The 13080-nt window shown below is 54.0% G+C and carries 12 protein-coding genes and 1 pseudogene; 5 read left to right on the forward strand and 8 right to left on the reverse strand.

The window, feature by feature from the left end:
- The 3 genes from ACFQ2O_RS14705 to ACFQ2O_RS14715 form a co-directional block, all read left to right on the forward strand.
- Positions 1–665, forward strand: a 665-nt coding sequence (locus ACFQ2O_RS14705) for a DUF4099 domain-containing protein (protein WP_377529037.1), incomplete at its 5' end; no start/stop codon positions are given.
- Positions 666–678: 13 nt separating this feature from the next.
- On the forward strand, positions 679–1779 hold the full coding sequence (locus ACFQ2O_RS14710; protein ID WP_377529040.1) for a DUF3991 domain-containing protein: 1101 nt from the start codon (positions 679–681) through the stop codon (positions 1777–1779).
- A gap of 69 nt (positions 1780–1848) precedes the next feature.
- Positions 1849–2286, forward strand: coding sequence for a beta-barrel fold lipoprotein (locus ACFQ2O_RS14715; RefSeq protein ID WP_377529043.1), 438 nt, complete (start codon positions 1849–1851; stop codon positions 2284–2286).
- A gap of 486 nt (positions 2287–2772) precedes the next feature.
- Here the strand turns inward: ACFQ2O_RS14715 and ACFQ2O_RS14720 are convergent, their stop codons facing one another.
- From ACFQ2O_RS14720 to ACFQ2O_RS14735, 4 genes and pseudogenes are all read right to left on the reverse strand, one after another.
- Positions 2773–3408, reverse strand: a complete 636-nt coding sequence (locus ACFQ2O_RS14720) for a hypothetical protein (RefSeq protein WP_377529046.1) — start codon at positions 3406–3408, stop codon at positions 2773–2775.
- Positions 3409–3420: 12 nt separating this feature from the next.
- A complete protein-coding gene (locus ACFQ2O_RS14725; protein ID WP_377529049.1) occupies positions 3421–4452 on the reverse strand; it encodes a sodium:calcium antiporter in 1032 nt (343 codons plus the stop codon).
- Between the two features lie 193 nt (positions 4453–4645).
- On the reverse strand, positions 4646–5026 hold the full coding sequence (locus ACFQ2O_RS14730; RefSeq protein WP_377529052.1) for a YnfA family protein: 381 nt from the start codon (positions 5024–5026) through the stop codon (positions 4646–4648).
- Positions 5027–5079: 53 nt separating this feature from the next.
- Positions 5080–5760 (reverse strand): annotated as a pseudogene (locus tag ACFQ2O_RS14735) (HAD-IC family P-type ATPase); the annotation flags it as partial.
- A 787-nt stretch (positions 5761–6547) separates the two neighbouring features.
- On the opposite strand from ACFQ2O_RS14735, the gene ACFQ2O_RS14740 reads away from it, so the two are divergent.
- Complete coding sequence (locus ACFQ2O_RS14740) at positions 6548–7135, forward strand: helix-turn-helix domain-containing protein (protein ID WP_377529055.1); 588 nt, start codon at positions 6548–6550, stop codon at positions 7133–7135.
- An 858-nt stretch (positions 7136–7993) separates the two neighbouring features.
- Positions 7994–10129 (forward strand): copper-translocating P-type ATPase, encoded by a 2136-nt coding sequence (locus ACFQ2O_RS14745; protein ID WP_377529057.1) that lies wholly within the window; start codon positions 7994–7996, stop codon positions 10127–10129.
- Positions 10130–11064: 935 nt separating this feature from the next.
- Here ACFQ2O_RS14745 and ACFQ2O_RS14750 read toward each other — a convergent pair.
- The 4 genes from ACFQ2O_RS14750 to ACFQ2O_RS14765 form a co-directional block, all read right to left on the reverse strand.
- The gene (locus ACFQ2O_RS14750; protein ID WP_377529060.1) at positions 11065–11274 is read right to left on the reverse strand and encodes a hypothetical protein; all 210 of its coding nucleotides are present in this window, start codon (positions 11272–11274) and stop codon (positions 11065–11067) included.
- Between the two features lie 240 nt (positions 11275–11514).
- Entirely contained in the window at positions 11515–11727 is a 213-nt protein-coding gene (locus tag ACFQ2O_RS14755) for a hypothetical protein (RefSeq protein WP_377529065.1), read from the reverse strand.
- 87 nt (positions 11728–11814) lie between these two features.
- Entirely contained in the window at positions 11815–12021 is a 207-nt protein-coding gene (locus ACFQ2O_RS14760; protein ID WP_377529069.1) for a hypothetical protein, read from the reverse strand.
- A gap of 333 nt (positions 12022–12354) precedes the next feature.
- On the reverse strand, positions 12355–13080 hold a 726-nt coding region (locus tag ACFQ2O_RS14765; RefSeq protein ID WP_377529072.1), incomplete at its 5' end, for a DUF305 domain-containing protein.

The raw sequence follows: 13080 nt of genomic DNA on the forward strand, positions 1-13080 counted from the left end.
TTATATTTTTATACGTATTATACGTTATAGGACTAAATATGAACTTCGACATCAAGGATTTACCGTATGCCCAGTTTGAGAAGCTGGGGCTAAGCAAGAAAGAGGTTCTGGACATGAAGCCGGAGGACTTGGCCAGCATGCTATCCGGTAACCGCACAGGACTGATGACGCTCAACGTGGAGCTTGGCGGCGGCCAGCGGTTCGAGGCCGATGTCAAGCTTTCGCTTTTCCGAAACCCCGACAACTCGCTTTCGCTGCAGGTGCATCCGGTGCGGGCGCATGTCCGAAACGACATCGGTGCCACTGAAAAGGAAATAGAGCAGCTCCAGCGGGGCAAACTTCTGCTCCGCGACCACACCGCCAGAAACGGCGAGACGGAGAAGCACTTCTTTCAACTGGACCCCGAGACAAACGAGATTGTCCGGGCCAGGGTGCGCGACTTCCTAGTACCCAACGCCATCAAGGACGTGGTGCTCTCCGCCGACCAGAAGGAGCAGCTGCGCCAGGGCAAGGTGGTGGGGTTGGAGTCGAAAGATACAAACCAAATCATTCGGGCCCGCGTGGACCTGACCCAGCCAAGGGGCTTCACTGCCAGGGCGGAAACACCGCAGCAGGGAATCAGCCGCTCGGAGGGCGATGTGAAGCCGCCCGGCCCTAAGCGTTGAAACTATGTAAGCTATGACTACCTTCAGAGAATTTCGGGAGAAAGTGCCCATCACCCAGGTGGCGGAATCGCTCGGCTACGAGGTGAACCTGCAGAAGGGCAAGCGCCGGTTGGAATACAAGCACCCGGACGGCGACACGGTGATCATCAGCAATCCCCATGACTGCGCCCGGCAGCTGTACTTCAACCGGGACGGCAGCGTAGACCGGGGCTCCGTGATTGACTTTGTAGCCAACAGGCTCCCCAGGTTCAACGAAGTATACCAATCCCAGGCGGAAGGCATCAACAAAGTGCTCGCGCGTCTTGCCCATGAGCCGCAGCCTGTTAAACCATCCTTCGCCCCTCCCCCACCGAAGGCTTTCACAGCGAGCCGCTATGCACCCCAGCCGGTAACCCTGGAAAGACTCCACTACCTGACCAAAGCGCGCGGGCTTTCACCTGAGACTGTGGAGAAATTCCTTCCCTTCCTTCGCCTTGTGAAGGACACGGCAAAGGCACCTGATAAGTCCTATGCCAATATCGCTTTCCCGCTCACCAAGGCGGGCAGCACTGAGGTGGTGGGCTATGACCTAAGGAACTACGGGTTTAAGAGCGTAGCCGCCGCCTCGGACCGCCGGAGTGGTTCCTGGATAGCTGACTTTGCCGGCGCGCCGGCGCGCACCCGCAACGTCTACTTTGGGGAGAACCCGATTGACATCATGAGCTTCTACCAACTCAAGCGCAAGGAAATAGACCTGGCCTCCTCCGTGTTTATATCGTTCGGCGGCGGTATTTCCCGCCAACAGGTCAAGCTGGCGCTGGAGCAGTGGCCACTGGCGGCCAAGCACACGCTGTTTGACAACGATTATCAGGGCCGGGTGTATGACATCGTGCTGGCCTCTGCCATCTCCGGCAGGGAAACCTCTTTTAAGAAGCAGTCCGACAGCCTGCTCTTTAATGTGAGCGGCCGCCTCTTTGAGCTACCCGTACCCAAGCTAAGCCTAAGTGCCTTTGAGCGGGAATCAGGCGTACGCTCGGGCCTCCACGTGCACAAAGCCCGTGGCATGAAGGACTTCAACGACATGCTTCACCCGTCCCTGTCGCCCCCGAAACCTGTTTTTACGGCCAGGAGGTGATGGAAACACAGGAAACACATAGCATCCTGATTACCAACATTACTTCGTTCAAGCGATAACCCCTGAAACATGAAAACACGCTACAGTCTCCCCTGCCTTTTATTATTTGTCTTGGTGCTTACCGGTTGCAAAGACTCCCAGCACGGTGATCCGCTGCCTGAAACGGCTACCTTCCGTGTGGACCTGCAGCAAACGGGCGAGCATGAGAAGTTCACGAAAATCGTCCGAATAAGCGGCGGTGATTTCGAGGATACCGACACCGGCGAGCCCATGCCGACCGTACTCTATCATGAGGACCTAGAGGGTGGCAGCCATTCTTACGAGGCCGCGGGTGAGCTGGACATCAGCACCACTGTGGGCTTCTCCCCTGTTGCCGACGCACCCGCCGCGATGGCTTTGAAGATAACGGTGAGCCGGAACGGGGAGGTGATCGACGTACACACCTACACCTATGACCAGGACTCGGATGCTGTAAACAAGGAGCTAAGCTACAAGGTGAACGGATAAGCCTAAGCAGTAGCCCCCCGCAAGCTTCGCTCCCCACCGTCCAGCACTCCGCCAAATGATGCTAATTTGCCGGAGAGCCTCCCGTGCGCGCGCCCTCAGATGGCTCATCTTCATGCTTCAGCTGGTCAAACAGAGGGCTTTCCCTACCCGCAGCAAGGCAAGCCCCGCGCTCCTTGGTTACCTGGTAACTTGGGTAGACAGTATAAGATGCGTAAGCTTTGAGTTATGCAACATATATAAAGACTTATTCAAACAGGCGTTTGGTATCACGTGGCCCGATTGCCTCGTTGTCCTGCTCAGAGTAAGCACCCTTCTCCCGTGGTAAACACTGCCCTGTACATCACCGACACCTGATATAGAATGACAAAAGGGAAGAAAAAGAGAATTCCCCTAGAAAATTCCCCAAGGCAGGCATCGCAGCGTACAGCAAAACTAATAGAAACTCACTCATAGGCTTATCGGGTTAGTCGGGTATAGAAACCTTTGTCAGGAGGTAAGGCGAAACAGGGCTTCTTCCATGCTTTCTTGAGACTTCAGCAGGAAAGTGTCATAGTAACCCTGCTCTTTCCCAACTACCACGTTTACGAGCAGGTCTTCGCCCTGAAGCAAACCTGTCAGCTGTGGCGCATGGTTTCCCTTGAGCTTATCGACAAGCGCTTCATCTTCCTGCTGCAAGGCCAGGACCGTGACATGTGAACCGACGTCCCCCAGTGCGTCCTCGGTCAATTGCAGGAGAAGTCGAAGGTCAGGGACTCGGAAAAGCAAGCTTGCCGAGCCTTGGTCGCTGTGCAATGCGCTGTATGGAGCTTCTACCGGCACAAAACCTTTGTCAACTCCCACGCCTTCCGTGTCGTTTGCAACAACATCATACTTCCAGGCGACGCGAACAGGCGCTAGGGTACGGAATTCCTTGGCACTTTCCGGGGTCTCCCTTACCATCACCCACAGGCTTTTCCCCTCTGAAAGGACTGCAGCCCAATTTACATACTCTCTCAGCCTGTTACGGGTGCCCTCTGGGTTGCCTCCGCTGCCTTCTGGCGCTGCGCCTGCAGCCAGCGGAGCCGGACGCATCACCCCCAGGTAACAGTTAAGCCTTCCTTCTGTATAAGCCTTGAACTCCATCGCTCCTTCGATTTAGTTTCCAGTTGAACCGCCGCTGAAGATGTTCAGCACCCCGATCAGCACGACGCCCACATAAACGAGCAACAGGCCGCCAAACGCGAAGACCTGCCATCTTCTGAAGCCATGCTCCTTTCCGGGGCCTCCCCAATGTATAAAGGCCGCGTACAACATGCCTACCAGGCCGACAAAGCTTAAAATGGTGATGAAGAGCGGAAAGTTCTGCACCGGTACTGTCACCAGTGCCAAGGGAAGGAAGGCAACGGTCAGCGTGACAGCATGATCCCCGATAACACTTGTAACCCCCGAGGTGATTTGCCCGGATTTGGCCACGCTCCAGGTGGCAAAAACCTCGGGCAGCGCCGCCATGGGAGCCGTGATGAACAGCCCGCCCACAATTTTCGACATACCAAGTGCAGAGACAATGTTTTCTGTGGCACGGACTGTAAAAATAGCCCCCAGCGCCAGCGCCGCGAGGCCCGCCACGGCAAGATAAATTTCCTTTCGCTGCCACTCCACCTGCTCACCTTCCTCTTTACCGCGTAGCAGAGCCTGCGCCAGGTAAACCAAGTATATACCCAGCGTAATCCAGCCGTCTACAGGCTGCAGTCCTCGCCATTGCTTGGGCACGGTGAAAATGGCCACGATGGCTATGATCACAAGGTATGGAAGTGCCTGCACGGTAACGGCAGTGGGATTCACCTTTAGCAAGTGTTCCTTCACGTGCTGCTCATGTCCTTTATCCTCGTTCTCCTTCTTAAGGTGCCGGGTGGCGACGTAGGCCGTGATGACCATAAAGGGGATGGCGATCACGTTGGAGCCGAACATGGTGCCTAGGCCGATGTCGGCCACGCCCGTGACGGCACTAGCGACATTGATGCCAATCTCAGGACTGGCCGCCGCCAGGCCCACCAAGGCCCCGCCGGCAGCCACCGAGAAGCCCCACTGCTTCCGCAGCTTCTTCAGCGGCTTTGCCAAATGCTCGGCTCCCCAGTGCGCGGCCCATACGGCGGCAACAAGCACCAAGGCCCATATCCAAGGACTCATAAGGCGCCTCCTTTCACTCCGATAGCGTTGACGCTGGCTACTGCTTTGTTCATAGTCTAATCGTTTAGTGGGGCTGAGAACTATAGCTACGCATGCAGGCTGTTACAGTTTTAACCCCCCCCCACAGCAGCACAAGCTGCTGTGGGGGGGGGTTACCATGCGTAAGGGTACCAAGCTACTGGCTTACAAGGCGCTACTTCCGCGGCATGTAGATAATAATGAAAACACCCACCAGCGCGACCACGGCCCCGATGATGTCGTACCTGTCTGGCTTGAAACCGTCCACCTTCCACGCCCAGAGTAGCGACATGAAGATGAAAATGCCGCCGTACGTGGCGTACACCCGACCAAAGCTTGCCGTCTGCCAGGTGGCCACCACTCCGTATAATACAAGTATGAAGGCTCCCAACAAGCCGTACCATAGGGGCCTGTCCTCCTTCAGCCACAGCCAAACCAGATAACCGCCCCCAATCTCGCACAACCCGGCCAGGAAAAAGATGCTTAACGATTTGAGTACATCCATCTGCTTGTGTTTTATAAAGGACATTAAAACTTGTATCGATGACTTTAACACGCACCGGTAAGATCAATGTAGAGCAGGTCCTAACTGCTGTGGTCGCTGCCGGTTTAGTCAAACTTCATCCGCTGGATACGCACCGCATTCAGAACAGCCAGGAAGGCCACCCCCACGTCGGCAAAAACGGCCTCCCACATGGAAGCAAGGCCGCCGGCACCAAGCAGCAGCACGATGGCCTTTACCCCGAAGGCCAGGGCGATGTTCTGCCAGACAACCTGCTTTGTCTTTTTCCCAATGCTGATGGCCGTAGCGATCCTGACCGGGTTATCATTCTGTATCACCACATCCGCCGTCTCGATGGCTGCGTCGGATCCCAGTCCGCCCATGGCCATGCCCACGTCGGCCAGCGTGATCACAGGCGCATCGTTGATACCGTCACCTACAAAAGCGACCGTCCTGCCCTCGGCTTTCAGTTTCTCCACCTGGCTCACCTTGTCCTGCGGCAACAGGCCACCCTGCGCCCCGTCGAGCTTCAGCTCACTTGCCACTTTCTGCACAATAGAGTCCTTATCCCCGGAGAGCATCACCAGCCGTTTCACGCCCAGCTCCCGCATCCGCCTAATGGCAAGCGGGGCATCCTCTTTCGTCTTATCGGCGATGGTGACGTAGCCAGCGTAGGCGCCATCCACGGCCACGATCACAATCGTCTCGACGATCACCTTGAGGCTCGGGTCAAACGGTACGTTGAATTTATCCAGCAGCCTGGCATTGCCCACCAGCAGCGTCTTGTGTTCGGGTGAACAAAAAAGCAGACCTTTTGTAATTCTTTTTATATATTTACCAGCTTATAGGCCAAATAACTGTTAGCAGATTGACACTGTTTTGCTTCATGAGAAAACCCAGGCATCACAAGAAGGTACGTTTGACGGGGCTGTTTTTCCTAACAGCCTTCGTAAACCTGTACCTTGTCCAGCTGTCCTGTAACCTTCCTCACCTGGTGCAACGGCTTGAATCCAGAGTTTCCACTCCGGTAGATCACCACGGGGCTGCAGAGCGTCATAGCCATAGCCATAGCCACACGCCTGGGCGTGAGACACCTCGTTCTACCCACAGTCACCACAGCAGTCAGCTACCCTACGAGCACGAGCTCCCTGCTCCGTTAACGGCGGATACAGCTTGCTGTGCAGAGCAGGAATATGCTCCTTTTGTCAAAGCCTTCGACTCCACAGAGCTATCGTTTCTTGTAAAGGCACATTTTCCCATTGTAGGCAGCTTGTGCAAGGCAGTACTGAGCTTTTTGTACAAGAGCCCGGTTTCTGCGGTATCGCACGCTCCCCCCGATGCCCCTTTTTCTACGATACCTGATATCAGGATTTTCCTGCACTCTCTTATAATTTGATGCACAAACTGTACCTGTGCCGCATCCATGCTGGAAGGACTTTGCTCTTCCAGCATGGATGCGGTCGTCCTGCTATGCCTATATGTCTGCACTACATTTCCAGCTGGAGGCACAAAGCGGGCTAAAAAGTTTGTACATCTGTGGAGCGAGCTGCCTTGTTCCACGCATTGTTTGTGAATATGAGTAAAGAGAGTCAGCATCAGAAGGTGCTTCGCATCAAAAATATGGTATGCCCCCGCTGCATCATGGTGGTGCGCGAGGAATTGGAAAGACTCGGTCTGCATGTACTGGAGGTGGAACTGGGCGTGGCTATTATCAGTGACAATGACGAACTAGACGTAGCCGCTGTAGAATCGATAATGAACAGCAAAGGATTTGAGCTGCTCCACGATAAGTGGGAGGAGCTTGTGGAAAGCACCAAGGTGGCAGTCATTGACGTGATTTATTCCGAAAAAATAGCTACCCTTGCTACGAACCTGTCCACGTATCTAGCAGAGGAGCTGGGCAGGGACTACTCTACGATTAGCACTGCCTTTAAAACGTCGGAGGGAATAACCCTGAGCAGGTACATTGTACTACAGAAAATTGAGCGTGTCAAAGAGCTGCTAACCTATGGAGAGCTTCCGCTTAGCACCGTTGCAACCAAAGTAGGCTACAAGAGCCTGCAGCACCTGTCGAGCCAGTTTAGAGAAATTACCGGCACAACACCCAATAAGTACAGAACACAGGGCGGTACAGACCGACAAACCATTGACAACCTGCACTAGTTTCTAGAGCCAACAGATATGTAATTCTGCTCCACAAATCTATAAAACTGCTTTAGTCCGAGTAAAGTATTGTAACTATGTCGTTGGGTGTAGCGCGATACCTGATTGGCATAGTTATTCGAATAGATTGTGCAAGCAGGTTTATTTTACTTAGTGTGGGTGCAGTCAGGTGTCAAGAAAGACTCCTGCTGAAAACTGTACGCTCAACGTATTCAAACTCTTATCGCATGATGAAGAATACCCGTTTAGCGGTGCTTCTAGTCATGGAAGGACCTTACAGGCACTTGGAGGAAAGAAGCATGATAAGGTCACAAAGGCAGAATCAAATGCGCAGGAAGCGGACACTCCTGCTTTAGAGCGTGTGGCGCCTAAAAAGCGTGCTGCCCACATGGGGGGAGTCGGTCCATAGGTAAGTGCCAGGAGACAGACCACCTCCAAGTGGAAAGGCTCAGACCCCATAGCTGCGCCTTTTTCATCTGGTTTTTACCTACTGTAACGGTCACACTGAAACAAACCTACGTAAAAAGATATGAGCAGGTACAACTATAACACCCTAACCGAGGCACTTGATGATCTAAAGAAAAGGGGTTACACGGTCGACTTTGGTTTACGTCCATATTGCCTAGAGTGCCTACGGCTACAACTGGAGCTAGGGGCGGGGGAGTTCGAGGTCGATGAGGTCCACCAGTTTAAACGTGACGGTAGTCCCAGTAATAGTTCAGCTGTATATGCTGTTTCCTCTGACAAAGGAATCAAGGGGGTGCTGGTGGACATGCGTGGACTGTGCGTCGACTCGGTGACACCCGAGATGGCGCTAAAACTAGGAACGAATCACTTGCGTTGAAGCTACAGACACTTATGAAGCACGATCACGATCACGAACACGAACACGGCCACCACCACTATTCTGCTAAAAAGCAGGCCGAGAAAGCACTGAGCCAAACAGAGGAGCAATTGGAGGAGAAAACACTCCATGCCCACAGGAAAGCCATGCCACATGGGGAAGGAACTCCTCCCCCTCACGGGGAGCATGTGGGGCACGGTGGGCATGATCACCACCGCATGATGATCGAGGACTTTAGGAAAAGGTTTTGGATTTCGCTTGTGCTGTCAGTGCCGGTGATAGTGCTAAGCCCCATGGTGCAGCAAATCCTCGGCTACGCGCTTGATGTGCCCTACAGCATGTACATCGCCTTCGTCCTTTCCAGCATTATCTTTTTCTATGGCGGATGGCCTTTCCTCACAGGACTGACCGAGGAGGTGAAGAAAGGCTCCCCGGGCATGATGACCTTGATCGGAGTAGCCATTTCAGTAGCCTACCTCTACAGCACGGCTGTCACGTTCGGCCTGGAAGGGATGGATTTCTTCTGGGAGCTGGCCACGCTGATCGTGGTGATGCTGCTGGGGCACTGGATAGAGATGAAGTCAGTGCTGGGTGCCTCCAAGGCGCTCGAACTGCTGGTGAGCATGATGCCTGACGAGGCACAGGTGATACGGGACGGGCAGACGGTAACGGTGAAGGTAGAGGAACTCCGGCAGGGAGACGTTATCCTGGTGAAACCCGGTGAGAAGGTGCCTGCCGATGGCACAGTGGTGCAGGGGGAAAGCTACCTGAACGAGAGCATGCTGACCGGGGAGAGCAAGCCTGTGCAGAAGGTGAAAGACGATCAGGTGATCGGCGGCTCCATCAACGGCAACGGCTCGCTGCAGGTGCGCGTGGAGAGCACTGGCAAGGACAGCTACCTGAACAAGGTCATCAACCTGGTGCAGGAGGCGCAGAAAACGAAATCCGAGACGCAGCGTCTCGCCGACAAGGCAGCCAAATGGCTGGCCTACCTCGCCCTGACGGCCGGCTTCGGCACTTTTGCCGCCTGGCTGCTGGCCGGAGCCGAACTGGACTTCGCCCTGGAACGCATGGTGACGGTGATGGTCATCTCCTGCCCGCACGCCCTTGGCCTGGCCATTCCGCTGGTGGTGGCCATCTCCACGGCCGTGTCGGCTAAAAACGGCCTGCTCATTCGCAACCGGACCGCTTTCGAGAACTCCCGCAATATCACCACCATCATCTTCGACAAGACCGGCACCCTGACCCAGGGCTCCCATGCCGTCGCGCAGGTCGTGGTGTTTGGGCAGACTGTAGATGAACGGGAGTTGCTGAGACTGGCAGCCGGTGTGGAGCAGCACTCGGAGCACTATATCGCGCAGGGTATCCTCAAAAAAGCAAAGGCAGAAGGCATTGTGGTTCCTGCCTCCGAAAGCTTTCACTACCTCCCCGGCAAAGGGCTGGAGGGCACCGTAGAGAACCATGACGTGAAGGTGGTTGGTCCGAACTACATCAAAGAGTTTAACGTGCAGGTGCCCCAAAGCCAGGCGGAGGAGGGTGTGGAGACAGTGGTGTATGTGCTGGTAGATGGGCAGGTGGCAGGTTACATCACGCTGCGCGACCAGATACGCCCTGAGTCTGCCGGCGCCATCCGGGTACTGAAGGAAAACGGCATCAAGAACCTGCTGCTGACCGGCGACAACGAGCGCGTGGCTAAAAGCGTGAGCGACAAGCTGGGCATGGACGGCTACCTGGCAAACGTACTGCCGCACCAGAAGCAGGAAAAAGTAAAGGAGCTGCAGCAGCAGGGAGAGTTCGTGGCCATGACAGGCGACGGCGTGAACGACGCCCCTGCCCTGGCCCAGGCTGATGTGGGCATCGCCGTAGGCTCTGGAACGGACGTGGCGGCAGAGACAGCCGACATTATCCTGGTCAACAGCAACCCGCAGGACATCGCCTCCCTCATCCTCTTCGGGAAAGCCACCTACCGAAAGATGATTCAGAACCTGATTTGGGCCACGGGTTACAACATCATAGCACTTCCGCTGGCGGCAGGCGTACTGTATAACCAGGGCATCATGATCTCCCCGGCCGTCGGGGCCGCGCTGATGAGCCTGAGTACCGTCGTAGTTGCCGTCAACGCGCAGCTGCTGAGAAGGCAGATAAAGTAGCGCAACTTAGGCGTGCTGCCTGCTACTTTATCTGCATGGATAAGGCTGTGTTAGCTTTCCTCTGCTTCTTGCGGCCTTTTTGTGGTGTTAAATTCAGGTGAGCACGCGACCACCCCGCATAGGTAGCAAAAGCTGCTCTATCTTCTGGGGCTGTACATGCAACCGAGTCAAGCCCCCGAAACCACACCTGCTCTACTGCAAGTTTGCGCAGCAAGTGAGACGGTTCGTAGGGGAAGCTGTAACGTAAATAAACATGAAAGAATGCTGTAAAACAGGAGATGAGCAGCCGCCCCGGCAAAGCCACCAGAAGTGGCTCAGATGGGCGCTTTACCTCATTTTAGGCGCTTTAGTCACTTTTGTAGTTGTAAATCAAATAACCTACTAACTCTGATTAAATGTAAGATGAGTCTAAGGCCACTTCAGGCACCACAAATACTTGGGCCTTCATGCTGGCTTTTACGTCACAGCATGTGCTGAAAGGCAACAGAAATCCACCGGCACAACCCATGATCAATACGAGAGGTACACCGTGGCAACATGGGTCGCAGCGGCATAACCCATGACGAACGTAAGCACCAACTGTCCAAGTAGGGTTCCCTGTATCGAGTTGCTGGAGGAGAGGCGCAAAGTCTGCTTTCGCAGGAAATGTTTCGGACAGATCAGTAAACAGCAGAAGGTGAATGGGAAGTACTGGCCGAGCGGGTAAGGCTCCTCTTTGTCAGTGCCGAACCCTTTCCTACTGGCACAAGAACCTGTTATTTAGTTAAGCTGGAACTGGGGTACAAAGTACAGGAAGGCAAGTAGCATGTCAGACTTTAGCTGTCGGACCTCCTTTCTTGCACTTAACGCAGTACTTGCCACAGCCTTCAAACAAGCTAAAGGGAGTGAAAAAAGGGTACTTCTGCACGCGAGTAGTTCATAGTGCGACAGCTGTGTCAGGTGCCCTGAACACCCACAATCTCCAAGGCAGAAACCGTTTCTATTTTATCGCCCTGCTGTCGCCGCTCCACGCAGAGCCACACCCCTGTTTCCGTGGAAGTCTGCATGAGCGCCCCCACGATATACGGTGTTGCCTTTGGGTCCAGCAGCGTCATGCTTCCGTCCTTGCGAACCATCCCATACCCGCTCTCTATGCAGTGCCCCATCAGCGCGCATGCTGTGGTGTGCTTTTTAGCCATTTCTTCGAACCCTGACGAAGGGGCGGTATGGAGGCAGGCAATGTCACCACGTAACCTCCCAATGTTTCTTCTTCAACTTTAGTTTTATCTGCCATTGTTCCTTTTAGTGTGTGTGTAAATATTCTTTTACAAAGGGTGTGAAGCGGGTGTCAGTCACCAATACGAGAGCTTCTTCTCAATGATGGGGCCCCGTTGCTGCCAGCTTCTCTAAAACAGGACAAAATCAAAAGTGTACAGCTTGCAACCAAGAAGCAGCCGAATCCACATCCTGTCAGTATCCTTGGAGCCAAACGATGTATGCAAGACCAGTTCATCCTGGTGCACCTTTGGGTGAACATGCAGGTGCGCTTTGCTCTCCAGCGGAATTATGACCACATGCGCCTTGGCTCCCATATAGTCGCCAAGCGACGAAGCAGGCACCGCAGCACCGTTTTGGTATTATATGAGCCTTGTTGGCATTCGGCAGGCTTGCCGCCAGGCGTACGCTTACCCCTTCTTGGCTGGCGCTTAGAACCTCGCGCGGGTAACGCTGCGGGGGCTGGGCACCCCTGCCACTTCTAGTGCTTTATGAATGACTATCGGTGAGCCGTTCAGAGGCTTGATGTCGCTGTAGAGGAAGAACCTACCTCGGAAAGGGAAGGAGAAGCCCACGGTATAACTTTCCCCCTTTTTCTGCGGGTGCTCATGGGCAAAGAAAGAAAGGTGCTCTGACACGATGATCAGATGAACGTCATTGGTATATACCTCCTCCAGCGCCAGGGGGATGCTGCTGGCCTCCTGGCTGACAGGCGTAAGTAGAAACTAACTGTTTCCTGTGCCTTTATGAAGGGAGGCTCAAAACTTAAGGTGACGTCTGTCATCATACTGTAGGTTACTTAACATTGTACCTGAGGCCTTAGAGGAGGTCGTCGGTCCACAGCCTAAGAGTTACTTCCTATACCAACACGCCTACACCTGGCTGGTATGGCCTTGGTACAAAACGTGACAGGGCTGTGAAGCACAGCCCTGTCACGTCAAACACAAAAACAAAACAACTTATATCAGTACTTATAAACTCTCACCTTTCTTGGTCGGTACTCCGTGCGCATTGATAAACTCAGACAACTCGATGACTTCCTGTGCCTGCTCTTCAATGATCAGCTCAGCCTCCTCTAGGGCGGGTGCATCGTCTCCCCACTTCAGCTCTGTGTTTGACATGGCAAGGGCTCCTTGGTGGTGGCATATCATGAGGTTGGCAAAATCGATATCCGGATCCGGTGTGTCCCGCACTTGCCGCATGCACTGCATCATCCTTTGCATGTCTTTTTTCATTTCCATCATGAACAGCTTACAGTCCTCTTTCGAAAGTGGTTCAGGTGTAGGGTGAGAGGCTAAAAATGCCTGCAGCCTTTCCTTACTTGCCTGGTTTGCTTCCTTTGTCTGCGCTGCCAGCTCCAGCCCTCTCGGCTCATGCCCGTACGCTAGCTCAATGTCAGCCATCCTGATGCCCATTTCATGGTGCATGATCATCATGTTGGAAAAATCAATGTCTGGGTCACAGGTCATTTCCATCTGGTTCATCTGCTGCATCATGGAATTGATCACCTGCTGCATTTCTCTGTCGAACTCCTGATCTGCCTGCGAGGTTGCACTCTTGGCTGCCTGTTCTCCACTTGCCTGCAGAGCGCTGTCAGGTGCTACGGAATCCACCTCTTTTTCACAGCTCGCTAAAAAAAAGGAAACGGCCAGCGCACAGGCCAGCGATTTTAAATTCATAAATGTTGCTTTCATAGT

Source organism: Pontibacter rugosus, assembly GCF_042678745.1.
Taxonomy (GTDB): Bacteria; Bacteroidota; Bacteroidia; order Cytophagales; family Hymenobacteraceae; genus Pontibacter; species Pontibacter rugosus.

Excerpts from the sequence above, each read along its gene's own strand:
- ACFQ2O_RS14710 (WP_377529040.1), top strand. The coding sequence starts at position 679 with ATGACTACCTTCAGAGAATTTCGGGAGAAAGTGCCCATCACCCAGGTG.
- ACFQ2O_RS14715 (WP_377529043.1), top strand. The coding sequence starts at position 1,849 with ATGAAAACACGCTACAGTCTCCCCTGCCTTTTATTATTTGTCTTGGTG.
- ACFQ2O_RS14720 (WP_377529046.1), bottom strand. The coding sequence starts at position 3,408 with ATGGAGTTCAAGGCTTATACAGAAGGAAGGCTTAACTGTTACCTGGGG.
- ACFQ2O_RS14725 (WP_377529049.1), bottom strand. The coding sequence starts at position 4,452 with ATGAGTCCTTGGATATGGGCCTTGGTGCTTGTTGCCGCCGTATGGGCC.
- ACFQ2O_RS14740 (WP_377529055.1), top strand. The coding sequence starts at position 6,548 with ATGAGTAAAGAGAGTCAGCATCAGAAGGTGCTTCGCATCAAAAATATG.
- ACFQ2O_RS14745 (WP_377529057.1), top strand. The coding sequence starts at position 7,994 with ATGAAGCACGATCACGATCACGAACACGAACACGGCCACCACCACTAT.
- ACFQ2O_RS14750 (WP_377529060.1), bottom strand. The coding sequence starts at position 11,274 with ATGGGGCACTGCATAGAGAGCGGGTATGGGATGGTTCGCAAGGACGGA.